Here is a 17,466-nt window from a genome sequence, read left to right on the forward strand (position 1 = left end):
CTATTTGAGCTGACTGTCTTTGGACCCGCGTCGATTTATTCCGCCGCGGGTCTGATAGGCAGCATCGCGCTCGCGCACACACTCAATACACAGCTTAACACCCGGCAGGGCTTCGCGCCGCGCCTGTGGAATTGGCTCCTCACACTCGGCACAAAGCGTTGCACTCTCTCCAACGGGCACCCGCCGCGCTTTTAGCCGCGCCAATTCGTCATTGATCGACGCTTCAATCTGTTCTGAAACCGCACCGTCCCGCGCCCACCCACCAGCCATATGGCAACCCTCCTGCCCGTCTTTGCATCAGCCTAAGCGCGATGCCCCATCATTCCAAGTGTCTTGCCCCAAACACAGAAAAGCCGCCCCAAGAGGAGCGGCTTTCTTTTTCTAAAAGATGGTTTGGCTTAATCCGCGACAGCCATACCCTTTTCGCCAGCAAGTTCCTGCATCCGCTCTTGCAGTTTCTCGAACGCACGTACTTCGATCTGCCGGATGCGCTCGCGGCTCACTTTGTATTGACCGCTCAAATCCTCCAGCGTCACAGTCTCGTCCGACAAACGCCGCTGCATCAGAATGTCCTTCTCGCGGTCGTTCAGTACAGTCATGGCTTCGGCAAGCATTTCGCGGCGCGTTTCAAGCTCGTCACGCGCCTCATAATCGCCTGCTTGGTCGGCACTCTCGTCCTCCAACCAGTCCTGCCACTGCATCGTGCCTTCGCCCTCGGACCCGACAGTCGCGTTGAGCGATGCATCGCCCCCCGACATCCGACGGTTCATCGAGATGACCTCTTTTTCGGTCACACCCAACTGCGTCGCGATTGTCTTGACGTTCTCGGGGCGCAGATCGCCTTCTTCCAGCGCACCAATCTTGTTCTTGGCCTTACGCAGGTTGAAAAACAGCTTTTTCTGACCTGACGTCGTGCCAAGTTTCACAAGGCTCCATGAACGCAGGATGTATTCCTGAATACTCGCCCTGATCCACCACATGGCATAAGTCGCAAGGCGAAAGCCCTTTTCGGGATCGAAACGTTTCACCGCCTGCATCAGGCCAACATTTGCCTCCGAAATCACTTCGGCCTGCGGCAAACCATATCCGCGATAGCCCATAGCGATCTTGGCAGCCAAGCGGAGGTGGGACGTCACCATACGGTGCGCCGCCTGCGTGTCCTCTTTCTCGACCCAAGCTTTGGCGAGCATGTATTCTTCTTCCGGCTCCAACAGCGGGAACTTCCGGATTTCCTGCATATAGCGATTTAGACCACCCTCGGGGGTCGGCGCTGGCAGATTTGCATAATTGGCCATGGTTCTTCGTCCTTTCCCTGGCACCCCTATTTTTACAGATATGTAACAGGGCTTAACATCAATATGGGGTCAGCGATCTTGCGTTACAAGATGATGTGGCACCCTTTCGTTCACACTTAACTCACACTGGTTAATGAAACATGGCCCAACAGTTCTGTTCACCACCTTGTGCAATATGTAACAGGCTTACGCCCGCGTAGGTTCCAACATTGCCAATAGGTCTGCCATATCGGCGGGCAATGGCGCTTCAAACCGCAACGCCTCGCCGCTGACTGGATGCACAAACCCCAAAACCGCCGCGTGTAATGCCTGACGCGGGAACGCTTTTACGGCCTCCGCCAAAGCTTCGGGCAACGCGGCACGTGCCAGCTTGCGCTTGCCGCCATAAGTTGGATCACCGACAAGTCCGTGGCCCGCATGGGACATGTGGACGCGGATCTGGTGCGTGCGCCCCGTCTCTAACCAACACTCCATCAACGCCAGCACGGGCGGTGTGCCGAACCGCGCCACTGTCCGCGCCCGCGTCACGGCATGACGGCCCGCGTTAAAGATTACGGCCTGCCGCTGGCGGTCCGTCTTATGCCGTGCGAGGCCCGTGGTCAGCTTGAGGATATTTCCGCTCTCGAAATTGGCCCCTTTCACACCGCGCAGGCGCGGATCGTTGGCATCAGGCACACCATAGACGAGACAGCGATAGTACCGCTCTACTGTATGCGCCTCGAACTGTTTGGCGAGCCCATGATGCGCGGCATCCGATTTGGCCACGACCAGCAATCCTGACGTCTCTTTATCAATGCGGTGCACAATGCCGGGCCGTTTCATGCCGCCCACACCCGACAGATCATCCCCGCAATGCGCCAGCAGCGCGTTCACCAATGTCCCCGAGGGCGATCCCGGTGCAGGGTGCACGACCATTCCCGCAGGCTTGTTGATAACAACAAGGTCGTCATCCTCATAAATAATCTCGAGCGGAATATCCTCGGGCAAGATATGGCTCTCTTGAGCTTCCTCCACGTCAATGTCGATTTTTGCTCCTTCCTCCACGACAGCACGCGGATCGCGCTGCACCTCGTTATTCACAAACACGACCCCCTGATCGATCAGTTTCATAATCCGCGTGCGCGACAGGTTCGCATCCTCTGGCACATCGCGGGCAAGCGCCTTATCAAGGCGCGGCGGGGGCGTCTCGCCCAGAATGAATGTAATACGGCGGTGCGACATGGATGAACTTCCCGAACCAACCAACCTGCGCTTTCTAAGGCGCATGGTTACGGTCCTGACAACAGTGATGGTTTTGGGGGTCGTAGTCGTTATCGGCCTGCTTGTCACGCGCCTCACACGCGATACCCCGATTTTGCCGACTGAAATTGTATTGCCTGACGGGGCCAAGGCCGTTGCCTTTACCCAAGCCGCGGATTGGTATGCCGTTGTGACGGACGCAAACGAAATTTTGGTGTTTGACCGGATGTCAGGGGCATTGCGGCAGACTGTGGTGGTGGAATAGTTTAACAGCGCTCACTCTGAGAGGGGGCCAGAACGCGCATCTGCGATACGTTGCCTTCGGCGCCTGACAAAAATCCTTCGGGTTTGGTGCAGGGGATTTCACCACTTTCAAGAAATCTCTGATTTATTGAAAGTGGTACCGGAGGATGGTTTCGAACCAACTACCTCGTGGACCACAACCACGCGCTCTAACCGATTGAGCTACTCCGGCACTGTGAGCGTGCATAATCTGGCCTACAAGCGAGGTCAACGCCCGTTCTCACAAAATCTGACCTAAGTTATGTTTCAATATCTGCGCCTAGGATAACCCACAAGTTTTTCCATACCCCCTAGCGATCCTGCACCACTCTAATATGTTGAAAGCAGAACAAAACGGGAGCATGACATGACACTCACCAAACGCCACTTTCTGTTTAGCGCCGCCGCCTTCGCAGGCTACAGCGCCCTACCCACGATGGCATTTGCCAAAACACCAGCCATCTATGTTGAGGACGGCATCGCAATCGACGGAACAGACCCTGTCGCCTACTTCATCCAAGGTGCCCCCGTTCAAGGCTCGCCCGAGTTCACCTACAGCTATAATGGTGCCACGTGGCAGTTCTCCTCCGCCGCCAACCGCGACACCTTCGCCGCTGATCCTGCCGCCTATGCACCGCAATACGGCGGCTATTGCGCCTATACGGTCAGCGAAGGCTACACGGCCTCCACAACACCAAAAGCGTGGAAGATCATGGATGGAAAACTCTATCTGAATTACTCGAAACGCATTCAGCGCCGCTGGGAAAAAGACATCCCCACACGAATCACAAATGCTAACACCAACTGGCCAAGGGTCTTAGAATAGCGCAACCTAAAGCGTCAGCATCATATCCAACTCAACGAGCGGCTGGCCGTAGTGATGCACCGGCCGCTCATCCACTTCCCGCCACCCGTTGCGCAAGTATAACGCACAAGCCGCCTCATGACTGCGATGGGTGGACAGCACCATATCGCGGTATCCCTGTACGCGGGCAAACTCCGTACAAACATCTAACAACCTCCGCCCCAACCCGCGCCCCCGCGCCTGTGCACTCAACTGGAACAACCGCAGCTTGGCCGTCTGCGCGTCAACCCGCACACAGAAGATTGAACCAAGCCGTACACCCCCATCCCACGCGATCCAGCCCCGCTCAACCGCAGGATCATGCTCGGCAATAAACGCATCGACAATTTCGCCAACCAACACGCCAAAACTGTCGTCAAACCCCGCCTCACGCGCATAAACATCTGCATGGGCCGCCACGACCCAATCGCGGTCATCAGGGGTAAAGGGGCGTATTTCAATCTCACTCATGTCGTCCACCCTAGCGTTGCACCCACTTGCCTTTCAAGCTGGGTGACGATAGCGATATTTCAGATTAATCAAAGGAAGAGCGCCATGGGCATCAACGACGAGAGCGATATTGAAGCCAACCTGCAAATCGGTCCTACCGACAAAGGCATGGTGCGTCTGTTCATTGAGGGCAACGGCATCGAAATTCCCATGGATTTCACCCCCGACGAAGCCCGTGAGATCGCCGAAGAAATTACGTCTGCCGCAAAAGCCGCCGCCCAGTTAGGTGGCAAGAAGCGCCGGTAAAGCTTCGGTATTACCCCCAGTCGGAGTGCATATCCGGATCACGTAAAACCTGTAGCCGCCGCGCTGCGGTGGTTGCAAACTTTTGCACCATAACCTTACGCCGCGCCGCCGCCAGCTTCACCTCTGGCGCCATGCGCACAATCTCCGCAGTATAGGCATCACCAATGATCAACCCCTGATCATCCGGCAACATCTCAGTCGGGAAATGCTCGTCCACCGCGAAAAAGAACCTGTCCGCCCACTCCAGATAGCCCTGCCATTTGGAATCAGACGTAAAATCAACACGGCTTGATTTGCATTCCACCACCCAGATCTCGCCCTTGGGCCCCAGCGCCATCACATCCACCCGCAATCCCCGCGCAGGCACCAACTCCTCCACACAGGCGAAACCATGGCTCGCCAGATGCCGCGAGACCCCGCGCTGCAACAGCTGACCAGGTTGAAGGATGGGACGCTCATTCATGACGTCAAATATGAACATACCATGAACAAACGCAACCCCCACTCACGCCACCTTGGCCTTTTGCCGATCCCTGCCTATCTTCATTCATAACCAGTTAAGGATTCCCGCATGAGCGACCTCGATGACCCTTCCGCCCGCGCCCGTGGTGTGCGCTATTCGCGTGAGCTTGAGGGCCACCTGACGTGGCTCGACACCTTCTCTGGCACTGCCCTCGGCGTGCTGGCCACGGCCTCGGGCATTTACACCTATCTCGGCGTCTCCTCCCTGCTGGATGACAATGGTGCGATGTCCGCCTTCGCCGCGATCGCCTATTCCGTTGCAGTCTCAGTCGGTATCTTTGTCTTCTGGTCCTACATGCTGCGCCTGTTTCCCGCTGTGCGCGGCGCACGCGCCCGTGTCGGTCTGATGGGGGCAATGGCCCTCGGCTCTCTTGCCATCATCGCCATGTCGAGTTGGCTCAACGCCGCCGCCCTCGCAGGCTCTGCCGCCGTAGAACAACACCTCGCCAAGACGGTCCAAGATTATCAAGTCTCCCTTGAGCGCGCCCACGAAGTCGCCCTGTCCGCCCAAGGCCTAGAGCGCGACGTCGCCCGCGTGCGCCAGTCCTTCGAGGACCTGAGCGAACAAGAAGCCACAGGCAATCTGTCTGGCCTCGCGGGCCGCGGTGCCGTCTTTCGCGTGCTGCGCCAAAAATCCTCCGAGCTCGCAGGCCTAGAAGCACAAATCGCCTCCCAAACCCCACTGGTTGAGGGCGCATTTACCGAGGGCAACGCAATCCTGAGCCGCATGCGCGCTCTTACAGTCGAAGCTGGCCCCGTTGAGGCCCGCTCGGTTGAATTCTCCGAACAGGCCGTGCGCCTCGCAGGCCTCATCACCCAAATGCGCCAACTCTCCGTCGCCTCACTGGTGGAACGCGCCGCCCAAGACCTCTCCGCTTCCGTGGTGCTGCCCGAACTCGACGGCAGCTCCGCCCAAATCCGCAACGACCAATCTGCCACCATCACTTCCGTGCTCGAAGTGCTGTCTCAACGCGCCCTGACATTGGCCCGCGCCGCCCAAGTGGTCCAAGCGATGCCCGCCGCGCCCGACACGACTTACACGCCGATTTCCTCAGCTGATGCTGTGATCCTTTATGCCCGCAATTTCATACCCTCGTGGGCTGGCGCCATCGCCATTGATCTGCTGCCTGCCGTGCTTGTTTTCATCCTCGCCATCACCCAATCCGCAATCCGTCTGGGCCGCGAGGGCACAGCCGTCGAGGACAGCATGACACTGGCCGAACTTCGCGCTGCCATCGCTGTGATGAAGGAAATGGACGAAGCGATGAAGGCCGACGTCACAGCACCGGCGCCACCCGCCGCACCACCGCTGAAAACTGCCGCCGAATGAGCACCGCAGCGAAACGCAATCCCGTCGCCCGTGTGCTGGTGGGCGTCCTCGGTTTCCAACTTTTGCTGGGGGGCCTTCTGTTTATTGGCGATCTGCAAAACGGATTTCGCCTCCCCAGCATGGGGCCAAAGGCACCATCGCTTTCTGAACCCGTCCGCCCCGGTGACCAGACCCGCCGCTTCTCCCCCAACCGCGTCGTGCCGGGCAGTCGGGAGCCACTCCCCGAACGCCTGACCCTCACGGTTGTCTCCGCAGGGACCGCAGTGTTGCTGGAGGGTGAGATCGCAGGCGGTGACGCCACCCGCATCCTCAAACAAATCGAGGAGTTGCGCGAAGCCCCGACCCGCGCCATCCTCAACTCACCCGGTGGCTCTGTGCAAGATGCACTCGAATTAGGCCGCGCCCTGCGCCTCAAGGGCATGGAAACGGAAATGCGCGAGGGTGACATCTGCTACTCCGCCTGCCCCTATCTGCTCGCCGCTGGTGTGACCCGCACCGTGCCCAATAAGGCCTTCGTCGGCGTGCACCAGCACTATTTCGGGGAAAGCACGCTGCTCCCCGCCTTTGCCGCCGTAGAGGACATTCAACGCGGCCAAGGCCAAGTCATGCGCTACCTCGACCAAATGGGCATCGACCCGCTGGTGATGCAACATGCGCTGGTAACACCTCCTGACGAAATCTATGTGCTGCTGCCCGAAGAACTGGCCAAGTACAAATTTATTGAGGCCCCGGCGGAGTGATACCCCTTGCCGTAGCGCCTATACGCGCCTACTTATGAGGGGTGACGGGCTCTGCCCTGCTCGACTGACGTTACATTCCAGTGGCCTTAAGCAAATCCTAGGGAGCTGGCTCTGTCTGAGCCCTGGTTCATTTATCTGGCGCCCACCTGTACATACAGGTCCCCGGGAATACAACCGACCCGGCAACGGCGGTCCCGTCACACACTACTTAAGCATCTGAAAATATTAGAATACCGCCCCTAGCGGACGCGTAAAGCGTTTCCGAATAGCTTTACGATCTCTTCACGGGTCACAAGATCTGCCTCGTCAAAATGCTCTGGCTCCCGCGGCATCTGCTCGGCGGACTGCACACTTGGCGCATATTCTGGCTGCTGGGGCATGGATGGGGCGCGGTGGCGACGTCCCACAGGACGCGACGTGTCAACCACAGTTGACGGGCCAACATCATCAGCCTGCCGTGACATTAAAAACAAGAATACTCTTACAAAAAACACAACCACCGCACCCCTATACTCTGCGAAACAAAACTTCGAAGAACAACTGTAAGTGGTACTGTCAGACTGGGACACTGCAATAAATTTTCACCCATTCCGAGTATTTTATTCTCGGGGCATTCGACGTTAGTTTTTGTAACTGGAGGCAGAATTTTCCAACCTCGGAGTGCAAAAACTGAAACGCCATCCGCTACACAGGTTAAATTTCAATAGGTTATCAACTCAAACACTACAAAAACGCACACTGCCCCAATGCTCTTGTCAAAAATTGACGTCGCGGAAACATCCAAGCTTACCGTTGCGAAATCACAACACCTCGTTACCTGGGTGTATTTTGGTCAGTTGCCAATAATTCAAATCGACCTGCCGGCACTGAAAACTACCAACTATAGACTATTTTCTGCCACTTTATAAATTTCAAAGCAGATCGCCCCTCGCTGTGCAAGCTTCATAAGTTGCTCCTCAACAAATACATCCTGCTCACTACTACTGTGTGACCTAAAACTTCTGTGCAAATTCGCACACATATAGTTAACGTAAGGTTAATGGAGACGCGGTCCAACCTTTTCAAATGCTTGCAACAAGCGCGTAAAAACAAGCAGTCCCATCGCAACAGGCTGCTTTAACACCATTTAAAATATGAATAATTGCAACGTAAGAAGAGAGCGCTAGAACGCCTCGGGCCGCGCCTCACGGGCTATATGATCCAGCACTGCATTCACAAAACGCGCTTCTTTCCCATCAGGGAAAAATGCTGCTGCAAGATCAAGGTATTCCGAAATTACCACCTTTGGCGGCGTTTCCTCATCCCGAAATTCGGCCCCTGCGGCACGAAATAATGCGCGCAAGGTCGGGTCAATCCGCCCAATTGGCCATTTCGCGACCAAAGCACGGTCAGTCATCTGGTCGATCACTGCTTGATGGGTCACAGCATCCTCAAGGACACGTGTAAAGTGGGCCTCATCGCCCTCCAACATCTCTTCCCCGTCCATATAATCGCCAAAACGGTGGTCGAGGAATTCAAGCCGCACTTTATCAATTGTCAGATTGGAATGCTCCATCTGGAACAACGCCTGCACCGCATAAAGCCGTGCCGCCGAGCGCATCTTGCGCTTCATATTGCCAGTCATGTTATCGGTGCGTGAAGCAGTCATGCGGTGGTGTTTCCGTCCGTATCTCCGGCCATCAACGTATCCTCGCCCTGTGGCTTGAACCCGATGCCCGATGGTGTGGAGGACCACTTACGAGCCAGTGCGATAAGATGCAAGGCCGCCAATGCCGCCCCGCCCCCTTTGTTCTGGCCCTCTGGGTCGGCGCGTACATCCGCCTGCGCCTTATTCTCGACTGTCAGGATGCCATTGCCGATGCACAAACCTTGCAGCCCCAGCAGTTGCAGCGCACGGCTGCTATCGTTGCACACCGTCTCATAATGCGTTGTCTCACCACGGATCACACAGCCAAGGGCGACAAACCCGTCAAAGTTGGTGCGACGATCAGATATCCCAATCGCAGTCGGTATTTCCAAGGCACCCGGCATCTCAACCACATCATAGGTCGCCCCAGCTGCTTCCAACGCGGCCTTCGCCCCCGTCAGCAATCCCGCCGCAATGTCGCTATAATAAGGGGACACCACAATCAGCACCTTAACAGGCTTATCGAACTCTGGCGCAGGCAATACAGTATGCTCAAGCGATGCGGCCATGGGACTTACTCCTTGGTGATCGGGCGGCTGCCCACGATCTTGAGGTTATAGGCTTCAAGACCTGTATATTTCGTTTGCGGGTTATCTGTCAGCAGCACAAGTTCATGCACGCCCAAGGACGCGAGGATTTGCGCGCCCAGCCCTGTGCGCTTGATCGTGCGCGGCGCATCGTCGTCTTTATCCAGTCGCAGACGCGGGTTCGGCTCACGGAACAGCAACACTGCCCCTCGGCCCTCTGTCGCTATCAGTTTCATCGCACGCGGCAGCTCGTCAGGGGCCTTGGTCCCCAGCCCCAGCACGTCTTCCAAAGCGTTCAACGCATGGGTCCGCGTCAAAACAGGTGCCCCGTCGCCAATCTCGCCTTTGCTCAGCACCACATGGTCCGTGCCAGAAATCTGGTCTTCAAACACACGCATCCGCCATTCGCCGCCGTATGCCGAGGCCACCATGCGATCGTCACGCTGCACCAGCATATTATCGTGCTTGTTGCGGTAGGCGATCAGGTCGCTGATCGTGCCAATCTTCATGCCATGCTCGGAGGCAATCGTCACCAGATCGGGCAGCCGCGCCATAGTCCCATCAGGCTTCATAATCTCGCAAATCACTGCCGAAGGATGCTTGCCCGCCAAACGGCTGATATCAACAGACGCTTCTGTATGCCCTGCCCGCACCAACACACCACCATCGCGCGCACGCAATGGGAACACGTGGCCTGGTGTCGCGATATCGGCCGCACCGTTATTCTCGTCAATCGCCACAGCCACCGTCAGCGCACGGTCGCCAGCAGAGATACCTGTGGTCACTCCCTCACGCGCTTCGATGCTCACGGTGAACGCTGTCTCGTGGCGCGAGGAGTTGTTCGTCGCCATCATCGGCAGCTCAAGCGTATCCACACGCGCCTGCGTCATCGGCAAACAGATCAATCCGCGCCCGTGCGTCGCCATAAAGTTGATGGCCGCCCCGTCCGCATGCTCGGCCGCGATGATGAAATCGCCCTCGTTCTCGCGGTCCTCATGATCCACCAGAATATACATCTCGCCCGCAGCGCAGGCCGCAATCACATCTTCAATGGGGGAAATGGCATTGGCAAGTTCAGCCTCAACCGGACCAGGTGTCTCAAAGCTCATGGCAGGCTCCTTTAAATATCACTTCACGCCTAGCCCACCAAAGCCTACAAGACCAGAGCAACCGCTGCGTCACAAATCCTCAGGACATCTCAGCAAGCCGCGCCACATAACGCGCAAGTGTGTCGATCTCGAGGTTCACACGATCACCGACGGCAGTATCGCCCCATGTGGTCGACACCTTGGTATGGGGAATAAAGTTAATCCCGAAATCACAGCCATCCACTTCATTCACCGTGAGCGATGTCCCGTTCAACGCAACAGATCCTTTGGGCGCAATAAACCGCGCCAAGGCTTCAGGCGCGCGCAATGTCACCCGCGTACTGTCACCTTCATCCCGCATGGCGACCACTTCGGCCACACCGTCCACATGACCCGACACAATATGCCCGCCCAACTCGTCACCCACCCGCAAGGCCCGCTCAAGGTTCACACGCCGTCCTTGCTTCCAGTCACCAAGGTTCGTCATATCCACTGTCTCGCGGCTCACCTGCACTTCGTACCAGTCAGGTCCAAGGTCCACGACCGTCAGACACACACCATCACTGGCAATCGAGGCACCCATATCAATGCCGCTGGTGTCATAGCCGCAGGCGATGCGGGCCCGCAGATCGCCCTCTTGCGTCAACTCGGTTATGGTGCCGATATCTGTGATAATCCCCGTGAACATCGCGGTCCCCTTTGATCTACATTAAATGCCACGGCGCAAAGCCATAGTTTCGCCCATGTTTTCTGTCTAAATAACCCGAAGAGCAACCAAAGAAAGCGCATCATGACGCCGCACGCCCCCGATCATCGGGTATTTTTGTTCCTGCAAGGGCCGCATGGTCCCTTCTTCAACCGTCTGGGCAAGATGCTGCGGACGGCAGGGGCAGATGTTTGGCGCGTCGGTTTCAACGCAGGCGACCGCGCCTTCTGGTTCCATCCACGCACCTACATCCCCTATCGCGGAACTGCCGATGCATGGCCGGACACTTTCAAATCCTTGCTCGACGAGAAATCCGTCACCGACATCGTTCTTTATGGCGACACCCGCCCAATCCACGCCCAAGCTGTTGAGGAAGCACGCAAACGTGGCCTCACCGTACATGTGTTCGAGGAAGGCTACATGCGCCCCTATTGGGTTACGTATGAGCGCGGCGGCACCAACGGCAACTCTCGCCTGATGGAGATGAGCATTGAGGACATGCAAAAAGCCCTCGCCAAATCCGATATGGAGGCCCCCCTGCCCCCCGGTCATTGGGGCGACATGCGCCAACACGTCTTCTACGGTGCACTCTATCATTGGTTTGTGATGTTCAGGAACGGCGACTATCGCAATTTCCGCCCCCATCGCGACCTGCCCGTCACTGCTGAATTCGCGCTCTATGTAAAACGTCTGCTGCTGATGCCCATCCAAGGGATCGAGCGGCGCCTTGCCACCCTGCGCATTCGGCTAAGCGGCTTTCCTTATCATCTGGCCCTGTTGCAGCTAGAGCATGACAGCTCGTTTCAGATGCACTCGCCATTCGACACCATGACCGACTTCCTCGACGAAGTGATCACTGGTTTCGCCAAAGGGGCGCCGCAACACCACCACCTTGTGGTCAAAGCGCATCCGCTGGAAGATGGCCGCGTGCCTGTGCGCCGCGATATCAAACGTCTCGCGAAACTGCATGGCGTGAGCAAACGCGTACATTTCGTGCGTGGCGGCAAACTGGCCCAACTTCTAAATGACGCCCGCACTGCCGTAACGGTAAACTCCACCGCTGGCCAACAGGTCCTGTGGCGTGGCATACCGCTCAAGGTGTTTGGCCGCGCGGTCTATGCCAAGCCCGAATTTGTCTCGGAGCAGCCCCTGCCAGAGTTTTTCCAGACTGCCACGCGCCCCGACAACAAAGCCTACAAAGATTTCCGCCGCTACCTTCTGGAGACAAGCCAGCTGCCGGGCGGTTTTTACTCGGCACGTGGCCGCCGACAACTCATGCGGCAGGTCGTTGATATGATGCTCGGCCCCGATGACCCCTATGAAGCGCTCGATTCAGGCACCGCTCCGCCACGCCAGCAGTTGCGGCTTGTGAACTAGTCACCACAACCCCTTGTGGTACATCGCAAACTTAGCCCCCTATCGCGGCAGCAATGCCACACATTTTTCGTATCCCCCCCTCTTCCACCCACGCCCGAGTAGATTTTGCGGAATAACTCCGCTACGCTCAGCGCTAATACGTCGAAACAATCGGCGATTTGAGGCAGAACATAGGTCGAGGAGACCGGGCAGTGAAAACCCTTAGAATCCGGTGGGCGCACCCCATCGCAGCAGTTGCGGCTTGTGCCGTACTGGCCTCTTGCGGATTGCCGCAGGTAGGTCCTAACAAACGTCAGATTTTTGCAGGCTCGGTGCAGCGCGAAGGCGATGCATTTGTGGTCTCAGTGAATGACCGGGTGACCCGCGCTACCGCAGTGGTGCCGGCCTTGGGCTTCTCCAATGCGTTCAAGAACGCGTCCACGCTTGGCTCTGACACAATCCGGGCAGGCGATGTCCTCGGCATCACTGTTTACGAGAATGTCGACGACAGCTTGCTCGGCACCGAAGGCGCCCCTGCTACTCTTGAAGAAGTGCAAGTGGACGGCGACGGGTTCATCTTTATCCCCTACGCGGGCCGCATCCGTGCTGCAGGCAACTCACCCGAAGCGATCCGCCGCATCATCACCAACAAATTGGCCGACCAAACGCCCGACCCACAGGTCGAAGTGCGCCGCGCGGCAGGTGACGGCTCCACCGTATCGCTTGTGGGTGCTATTGGCGCCCAAGGCGTCTACCCGATCGAGCGCCCCACCCGTTCACTCGCCACCATGCTGGCACGATCAGGCGGCATTACCATCGCCCCCGAAATTGCACAGATCACCGTAATCCGTGGCAAAGCGCGTGGTAAAATATGGTTCGAAGACCTCTACAAGCATCCAGAACTCGACATCGCCCTACGCGGCGGAGACAAAATTCTTGTGGAACAAGACACGCGCTCCTTTACAGCCCTTGGTGCAACAGGCTCTCAGGCCCGTGTCGCGTTCGAGACACAAAATCTCTCCGCCATTGAAGCAATTGCCCAAGTGGGAGGTCTGCTTGCTGCCTCCGCAGACCCGACTGGCGTCTTCGTGCTCCGTAACGAACCTGAAGAAGTGGCAGAGCAAGTCCTGGGCCGCAACGATCTGGAAGGCACCCAGCGCATGGTTTACGTGCTCAACCTTACGGAACCGAACGGCATGTTCATGGCGCGTGACTTTGTGATCCGTGATGGCGACACGCTCTATGTTACTGAAGCACCGTTCACCCAGTGGAGCAAAGTCATCACTGCCATCACAGGCACGGCAAGCTCGGCGGGCAGCATCGCAGCCCTCGCACCCGGGTCTAGTGGCTAAGCCATTGGGCCTTGGTCCTGAAACATACAATTCAAACGCCGCCGGTTCCGAAATGAACCGGCGGCTTTTTGTGTATAATGGCGGCTTCCTGACCCAAGGACGCATCCGCCGCATCCTGCAACTGTCGGGCTACTCCATCCATGTGGGCCTACCAACGCAGAAGGGCGATTCCGTAGCAGTCTGGGGCAACTCCCCCACCGCGCATCGTGGCGAAGGGGTGGCCGAGGCACGCGATGCTCCCATTGTCCGGGTTGAGGATGCCCTCTTGCGTTCCCTTTTCCCCGGCCGCGATGGAGAGCCACCCCTTGGGCTCTTTATTGACCACCGCGCCGTACATTTCGACCCGTCCATACCTTCAGACCTCGAAATCTTGCTGGCCACACACCCCTTAGACGATACTGCCCTCCTGAATCGCGCCCGCACCTGCATCGCAAGGCTCCAAGAGGCTCACCTGAGCAAATACGCCGCCATTCCGCTGGACACGCCCCCCCCGGAAGCAGGCTATGTCGTGGTCATCGATCAAACCGAAGGCGATGCTTCTGTCACCGCCTCAGGCGCAGACCGTGCACGCTTTCTCGAAATGCTCTACTACGCCCAAGAGGAACACCCCGGCGCACGCATCCTCGTCAAAACCCATCCCGAAACTGCCGCAGGTCACCGCAAAGGCTACTTCCGCGACAGCGACATGAACGAGCGCATTTCATTCCTCACAGACCCGATCAGCCCGTACACCCTCTTCGAGGGCGCACTCGGCGTTTACACTGTCTCCTCTGGCCTAGGGTTCGAGGCGATCTTTGCAGGCCACAAACCCCGCGTTTTCGGCCAGCCTTTCTACGCTGGCTGGGGCCTGACCGATGACGCCTTCGAGGTCCAGCGCCGCCAGCGTAAACTCACCCGCGCCCAACTCTTCGCCGCCGCGATGATCCTCTATCCCCGCTGGTACGACCCCTACCGCGACACCCTCACCACGCTCGAAGTCGTAATCGACACGCTGGAGGCCCAAGCGCGCAGCTGGCGCGAAGACCGCCACGGCTGGGCCGCTGTCGGCATGAGCGTCTGGAAACGCCCGCACCTGCAGAAAATTTATGGTGCCTACACGCCGCTGACTTTCGCCGACCACCTCGCCGACATATCAGACCGCCCCCAAATGGCATGGGCAGGTAAAATCGACAGCGGTGGCAGGGGCATCACCCGTGTTGAGGACGGCTTCATCCGTTCGCGCGGCCTTGGCGCATCCCTTGTCCCCCCCCTCTCGCTAGTCACCGACGATCTTGGCATCTACTACGATCCCGCGCGCCCTTCACGGCTCGAAAAACTAATCGAACAACGCGCCACACCGCGCCTCGACCAGGAATTCCGCGCCGCGCGTCTCGTCCGCTCCCTAATCGACGCAGGCCTCAGCAAATACAACACGGGCAACCCGCCCGAAGCGCTCCCCGATGGCCACCGCATCCTTGTCTGCGGCCAAGTCGCCGATGACGCCTCCATCAAGTTCGGCACCAGCGACATCACCACAAACCAAGCACTCCTCGACGCCGTCCGCGAAGCGCATCCCGACGCCATCATCCTATATAAACCCCATCCCGATGTGGAAGCAGGCCTACGGAGCGGTGCGCTCACCGACCCGTCGAAAGCCACCCAAATCATCACGAATACCGACCCTGCCGCCCTTTTGGCACAGGTGAACGAAGTGCATACCATGACGTCGCTCATCGGATTCGAGGCCCTCATACGTGGCATCCCCGTCACCACCTATGGCGCACCGTTCTATGCAGGCTGGGGCCTCACCACTGACCGCTCCGACGTGCCGCCGCGCCGCCGCGCCACACCCACAATCGAAGGCTTGGCCCACGCCACCCTCATCGACTACCCGCGCTACTATGATCCAAAAACCAACCAGCCTTGCCCCGCAGAGATCGCCGTCCTGCGGCTTAGCGAAAACGACGTCCCCGCCCCCAGCCGCCGCAACCGCATCGTCTCAAAGTTGCAAAGCATATTTGCCCGCTACGCGCATATCTGGCGCAAGTAGCTAGCCGCGAGTACGCACCCAACGGTGCAGCACATCAGGCCCCACACTTCGCGTCTCCACAAGATCAAATCGCGGAGCGGCACCCAAGCGCTGCAGACCCATCGGACCAATCCCCGCCAAACCCTCGGCTCCAATCACAACACCTGCCGTAAACCCGACCAAATGATCCACCAGATCCGCCCGCAGCAGGCTCGCCGCCATAGCAGACCCTCCTTCGGAGAACACCCGCGTCAGCCCATGCGCACCCAACTGCTGCAACACATCGCCCATATCCAACTGTGCCGCAGACGCGCGACAAGGCAGCATAACCGCCCCCATTCCGCGCCACGCATCAATCAACGCATCAGGCGCATCCGCCCCATGACACAGGATCAGCGGCACATCGCCCACCGTCTGCGCCAGCTTTCCCGTTAACGGAATATCCAACCGCCGCGACACAACAACCCGCGCAGGCTGCCGCGCAACACCCAAATCACGCACATTCAGCGTAGGATCATCGGCACGCACAGTACCGCCGCCGACCATCACAGCATCATGATTGGCCCGCATCCCGTGCACCGCACGTCGCGCAGGACCTTGTGTGATCCACTGGCTCTCACCCGTCGCCGTGGCGATCCGCCCGTCAAAGGATGACGCCAGCTTGAGCGTGATCATGGGTCGACCCTGCTCCACACGACTGAAAAACCCGATGTTGTCGTGACGGGCCTGCGCTTCGAGAACCCCCGTCACAACTTCGATACCCGCATCACGCAACATAGCAATACCACGCCCTGCAACGCGATCGTCACTGTCACCAGCGGCAACAACAACCCGCGCAACGCCCGCATCAATTAATGCACTAGCACAGGGCGGTGTCTGGCCCTGATGCGCACAAGGCTCCAATGTCACAAATACGTCCGCCCCACGCCCAGCAGCCCCTGCTTGGGCCAAGGCCTGTGTCTCCGCATGGGGCCGACCAGAGGGCGCAGTCCAACCGCGCCCCACAATCAGTCCATCCGACACAACTACACAGCCCACCGCTGGGTTGGGCCACGTGTTGCCTAACCCGCGCCGCCCCAAGGACAGCGCGAGGGCCATGTAGCGTGTATCGCTCAACTCTCGGTTTCGGGAGGTGTGTCAGGGCGCAATTCAGCGACGAACTTGTCAAAGTCGTCCGCCTGCTGGAAGTTCTTGTATACGCTCGCAAAACGCACATAAGCTACGGTATCAATCCGCGCCAACGCTTCCATCACGATCTCGCCAATCTGCTTGGAGCCGACATCCGTCTCGCCCATGCTCTCCAACCGGCGAACAATGCCACTGATCATCTGGTCAATGCGCTCGGGCTCGATCGGGCGCTTTTGCATTGAAATACGAATGGAGCGTTCCAGTTTGTCGCGGTCAAAGTCCTCGCGCTTGCCCGATGTCTTGATCACCACCAGGTCGCGCAACTGCACACGCTCATATGTGGTAAAACGCCCGCCGCAGGCAGGGCAAAACCGTCTGCGGCGAATGGATACATGATCCTCCGCCGGTCGGCTGTCTTTAACTTGTGTATCTACATTTCCGCAAAATGGGCAGCGCATTGGCTGTGTCCCCTTGTTCCTGATCCGCCTCTATTGTGGGATCACCGCCCCACTTATCCACAGGTATAGGCGAACCCATAGGTTTTGGGTAGTACCGATTTTAACCCCAACATTTAGAAATCCCGCTTCCCTTTCCCAGCTTTATAGG

At 58.0% G+C, this 17,466-nt stretch carries 20 protein-coding genes and 1 tRNA gene; 8 read left to right on the forward strand and 13 right to left on the reverse strand.

What is annotated here, in order from left to right:
• From Q0775_RS02010 to Q0775_RS02020, 3 genes are all read right to left on the reverse strand, one after another.
• The gene (locus Q0775_RS02010) at positions 1-270 is read right to left on the reverse strand and encodes a DksA/TraR family C4-type zinc finger protein (protein ID WP_298857653.1); all 270 of its coding nucleotides are present in this window, start codon (positions 268-270) and stop codon (positions 1-3) included.
• Between the two features lie 128 nt (positions 271-398).
• Entirely contained in the window at positions 399-1,295 is an 897-nt protein-coding gene (rpoH, locus tag Q0775_RS02015) for an RNA polymerase sigma factor RpoH (RefSeq protein ID WP_298857654.1), read from the reverse strand.
• 186 nt (positions 1,296-1,481) lie between these two features.
• The gene (locus tag Q0775_RS02020; protein WP_298857655.1) at positions 1,482-2,516 is read right to left on the reverse strand and encodes an RluA family pseudouridine synthase; all 1,035 of its coding nucleotides are present in this window, start codon (positions 2,514-2,516) and stop codon (positions 1,482-1,484) included.
• Between Q0775_RS02020 and Q0775_RS02025 the strand changes: the two genes are divergently transcribed.
• Positions 2,515-2,799: a DUF6476 family protein gene (locus Q0775_RS02025; protein ID WP_298857657.1), complete on the forward strand. Its 285-nt coding sequence runs from the start codon at positions 2,515-2,517 to the stop codon at positions 2,797-2,799. The genes Q0775_RS02020 and Q0775_RS02025 overlap by 2 nt on opposite strands.
• 133 nt (positions 2,800-2,932) lie before the next feature.
• On the opposite strand, the gene Q0775_RS02030 is transcribed toward Q0775_RS02025, so the two are convergent.
• A tRNA-His gene (locus Q0775_RS02030) sits at positions 2,933-3,009 on the reverse strand.
• Between the two features lie 174 nt (positions 3,010-3,183).
• Between Q0775_RS02030 and Q0775_RS02035 the strand changes: the two genes are divergently transcribed.
• The gene (locus Q0775_RS02035; RefSeq protein WP_298857658.1) at positions 3,184-3,642 is read left to right on the forward strand and encodes a YHS domain-containing (seleno)protein; all 459 of its coding nucleotides are present in this window, start codon (positions 3,184-3,186) and stop codon (positions 3,640-3,642) included.
• 6 nt (positions 3,643-3,648) lie between these two features.
• On the opposite strand, the gene Q0775_RS02040 is transcribed toward Q0775_RS02035, so the two are convergent.
• Positions 3,649-4,131, reverse strand: coding sequence for a GNAT family N-acetyltransferase (locus Q0775_RS02040; RefSeq protein WP_298857659.1), 483 nt, complete (start codon positions 4,129-4,131; stop codon positions 3,649-3,651).
• Between the two features lie 84 nt (positions 4,132-4,215).
• Between Q0775_RS02040 and Q0775_RS02045 the strand changes: the two genes are divergently transcribed.
• Entirely contained in the window at positions 4,216-4,416 is a 201-nt protein-coding gene (locus Q0775_RS02045) for a DUF6324 family protein (RefSeq protein ID WP_298857660.1), read from the forward strand.
• A 10-nt stretch (positions 4,417-4,426) separates the two neighbouring features.
• Here the strand turns inward: Q0775_RS02045 and Q0775_RS02050 are convergent, their stop codons facing one another.
• Positions 4,427-4,897, reverse strand: coding sequence for an MmcB family DNA repair protein (locus Q0775_RS02050; RefSeq protein WP_298857661.1), 471 nt, complete (start codon positions 4,895-4,897; stop codon positions 4,427-4,429).
• Between the two features lie 90 nt (positions 4,898-4,987).
• On the opposite strand from Q0775_RS02050, the gene Q0775_RS02055 reads away from it, so the two are divergent.
• Positions 4,988-6,268, forward strand: coding sequence for a hypothetical protein (locus Q0775_RS02055; RefSeq protein WP_298857662.1), 1,281 nt, complete (start codon positions 4,988-4,990; stop codon positions 6,266-6,268).
• Positions 6,265-7,008 (forward strand): hypothetical protein, encoded by a 744-nt coding sequence (locus Q0775_RS02060; protein WP_298857663.1) that lies wholly within the window; start codon positions 6,265-6,267, stop codon positions 7,006-7,008. Before Q0775_RS02055 ends, Q0775_RS02060 begins: the two co-directional genes overlap by 4 nt.
• 239 nt (positions 7,009-7,247) lie before the next feature.
• Here the strand turns inward: Q0775_RS02060 and Q0775_RS02065 are convergent, their stop codons facing one another.
• From Q0775_RS02065 to Q0775_RS02085, 5 genes are all read right to left on the reverse strand, one after another.
• Positions 7,248-7,472, reverse strand: coding sequence for a hypothetical protein (locus Q0775_RS02065; protein WP_298857664.1), 225 nt, complete (start codon positions 7,470-7,472; stop codon positions 7,248-7,250).
• 698 nt (positions 7,473-8,170) lie between these two features.
• Positions 8,171-8,656: a transcription antitermination factor NusB gene (nusB, locus tag Q0775_RS02070; protein WP_298857665.1), complete on the reverse strand. Its 486-nt coding sequence runs from the start codon at positions 8,654-8,656 to the stop codon at positions 8,171-8,173.
• Positions 8,653-9,204: a 6,7-dimethyl-8-ribityllumazine synthase gene (locus Q0775_RS02075; protein ID WP_298857666.1), complete on the reverse strand. Its 552-nt coding sequence runs from the start codon at positions 9,202-9,204 to the stop codon at positions 8,653-8,655. Before Q0775_RS02075 ends, nusB begins: the two co-directional genes overlap by 4 nt.
• 5 nt (positions 9,205-9,209) lie before the next feature.
• Positions 9,210-10,331 (reverse strand): 3,4-dihydroxy-2-butanone-4-phosphate synthase, encoded by a 1,122-nt coding sequence (ribB, locus tag Q0775_RS02080; RefSeq protein WP_298857667.1) that lies wholly within the window; start codon positions 10,329-10,331, stop codon positions 9,210-9,212.
• 79 nt (positions 10,332-10,410) lie between these two features.
• Positions 10,411-10,998 (reverse strand): riboflavin synthase, encoded by a 588-nt coding sequence (locus tag Q0775_RS02085; protein WP_298857668.1) that lies wholly within the window; start codon positions 10,996-10,998, stop codon positions 10,411-10,413.
• A 102-nt stretch (positions 10,999-11,100) separates the two neighbouring features.
• Here Q0775_RS02085 and Q0775_RS02090 point away from each other — a divergent pair, with 102 nt between their 5' ends.
• The 3 genes from Q0775_RS02090 (at position 11,101) to Q0775_RS02100 (ending at position 15,753) form a co-directional block, all read left to right on the forward strand.
• The gene (locus Q0775_RS02090; RefSeq protein WP_298857669.1) at positions 11,101-12,393 is read left to right on the forward strand and encodes a capsular biosynthesis protein; all 1,293 of its coding nucleotides are present in this window, start codon (positions 11,101-11,103) and stop codon (positions 12,391-12,393) included.
• Between the two features lie 191 nt (positions 12,394-12,584).
• Complete coding sequence (locus tag Q0775_RS02095; protein ID WP_298857670.1) at positions 12,585-13,724, forward strand: polysaccharide biosynthesis/export family protein; 1,140 nt, start codon at positions 12,585-12,587, stop codon at positions 13,722-13,724.
• Positions 13,725-13,776: 52 nt separating this feature from the next.
• Complete coding sequence (locus tag Q0775_RS02100) at positions 13,777-15,753, forward strand: capsular polysaccharide biosynthesis protein (RefSeq protein WP_298857671.1); 1,977 nt, start codon at positions 13,777-13,779, stop codon at positions 15,751-15,753.
• Here the strand turns inward: Q0775_RS02100 and ribD are convergent, their stop codons facing one another.
• Together ribD and nrdR are read right to left on the reverse strand one after the other, a co-directional pair.
• Positions 15,754-16,830, reverse strand: coding sequence for a bifunctional diaminohydroxyphosphoribosylaminopyrimidine deaminase/5-amino-6-(5-phosphoribosylamino)uracil reductase RibD (gene ribD / locus Q0775_RS02105; protein WP_298859904.1), 1,077 nt, complete (start codon positions 16,828-16,830; stop codon positions 15,754-15,756). It abuts the gene before it with no gap.
• A 14-nt stretch (positions 16,831-16,844) separates the two neighbouring features.
• Positions 16,845-17,318, reverse strand: coding sequence for a transcriptional regulator NrdR (nrdR, locus tag Q0775_RS02110; RefSeq protein ID WP_298857672.1), 474 nt, complete (start codon positions 17,316-17,318; stop codon positions 16,845-16,847).
• Positions 17,319-17,466 lie beyond the last annotated feature (148 nt).

It is taken from the genome of uncultured Sulfitobacter sp., from assembly GCF_947499945.1.
Classification (GTDB): Bacteria; Pseudomonadota; Alphaproteobacteria; order Rhodobacterales; family Rhodobacteraceae; genus Sulfitobacter.

Excerpts from the sequence above, each read along its gene's own strand:
- Q0775_RS02010 (WP_298857653.1), bottom strand. The coding sequence starts at position 270 with ATGGCTGGTGGGTGGGCGCGGGACGGTGCGGTTTCAGAACAGATTGAA.
- rpoH (WP_298857654.1), bottom strand. The coding sequence starts at position 1,295 with ATGGCCAATTATGCAAATCTGCCAGCGCCGACCCCCGAGGGTGGTCTA.
- Q0775_RS02025 (WP_298857657.1), top strand. The coding sequence starts at position 2,515 with ATGGATGAACTTCCCGAACCAACCAACCTGCGCTTTCTAAGGCGCATG.
- Q0775_RS02020 (WP_298857655.1), bottom strand. The coding sequence starts at position 2,516 with ATGTCGCACCGCCGTATTACATTCATTCTGGGCGAGACGCCCCCGCCG.
- Q0775_RS02035 (WP_298857658.1), top strand. The coding sequence starts at position 3,184 with ATGACACTCACCAAACGCCACTTTCTGTTTAGCGCCGCCGCCTTCGCA.
- Q0775_RS02040 (WP_298857659.1), bottom strand. The coding sequence starts at position 4,131 with ATGAGTGAGATTGAAATACGCCCCTTTACCCCTGATGACCGCGATTGG.
- Q0775_RS02045 (WP_298857660.1), top strand. The coding sequence starts at position 4,216 with ATGGGCATCAACGACGAGAGCGATATTGAAGCCAACCTGCAAATCGGT.
- Q0775_RS02050 (WP_298857661.1), bottom strand. The coding sequence starts at position 4,897 with ATGTTCATATTTGACGTCATGAATGAGCGTCCCATCCTTCAACCTGGT.
- Q0775_RS02055 (WP_298857662.1), top strand. The coding sequence starts at position 4,988 with ATGAGCGACCTCGATGACCCTTCCGCCCGCGCCCGTGGTGTGCGCTAT.
- Q0775_RS02060 (WP_298857663.1), top strand. The coding sequence starts at position 6,265 with ATGAGCACCGCAGCGAAACGCAATCCCGTCGCCCGTGTGCTGGTGGGC.
- Q0775_RS02065 (WP_298857664.1), bottom strand. The coding sequence starts at position 7,472 with ATGTCACGGCAGGCTGATGATGTTGGCCCGTCAACTGTGGTTGACACG.
- nusB (WP_298857665.1), bottom strand. The coding sequence starts at position 8,656 with ATGACTGCTTCACGCACCGATAACATGACTGGCAATATGAAGCGCAAG.
- Q0775_RS02075 (WP_298857666.1), bottom strand. The coding sequence starts at position 9,204 with ATGGCCGCATCGCTTGAGCATACTGTATTGCCTGCGCCAGAGTTCGAT.
- ribB (WP_298857667.1), bottom strand. The coding sequence starts at position 10,331 with ATGAGCTTTGAGACACCTGGTCCGGTTGAGGCTGAACTTGCCAATGCC.
- Q0775_RS02085 (WP_298857668.1), bottom strand. The coding sequence starts at position 10,998 with ATGTTCACGGGGATTATCACAGATATCGGCACCATAACCGAGTTGACG.
- Q0775_RS02090 (WP_298857669.1), top strand. The coding sequence starts at position 11,101 with ATGACGCCGCACGCCCCCGATCATCGGGTATTTTTGTTCCTGCAAGGG.
- Q0775_RS02100 (WP_298857671.1), top strand. The coding sequence starts at position 13,777 with ATGAACCGGCGGCTTTTTGTGTATAATGGCGGCTTCCTGACCCAAGGA.
- ribD (WP_298859904.1), bottom strand. The coding sequence starts at position 16,830 with ATGGCCCTCGCGCTGTCCTTGGGGCGGCGCGGGTTAGGCAACACGTGG.
- nrdR (WP_298857672.1), bottom strand. The coding sequence starts at position 17,318 with ATGCGCTGCCCATTTTGCGGAAATGTAGATACACAAGTTAAAGACAGC.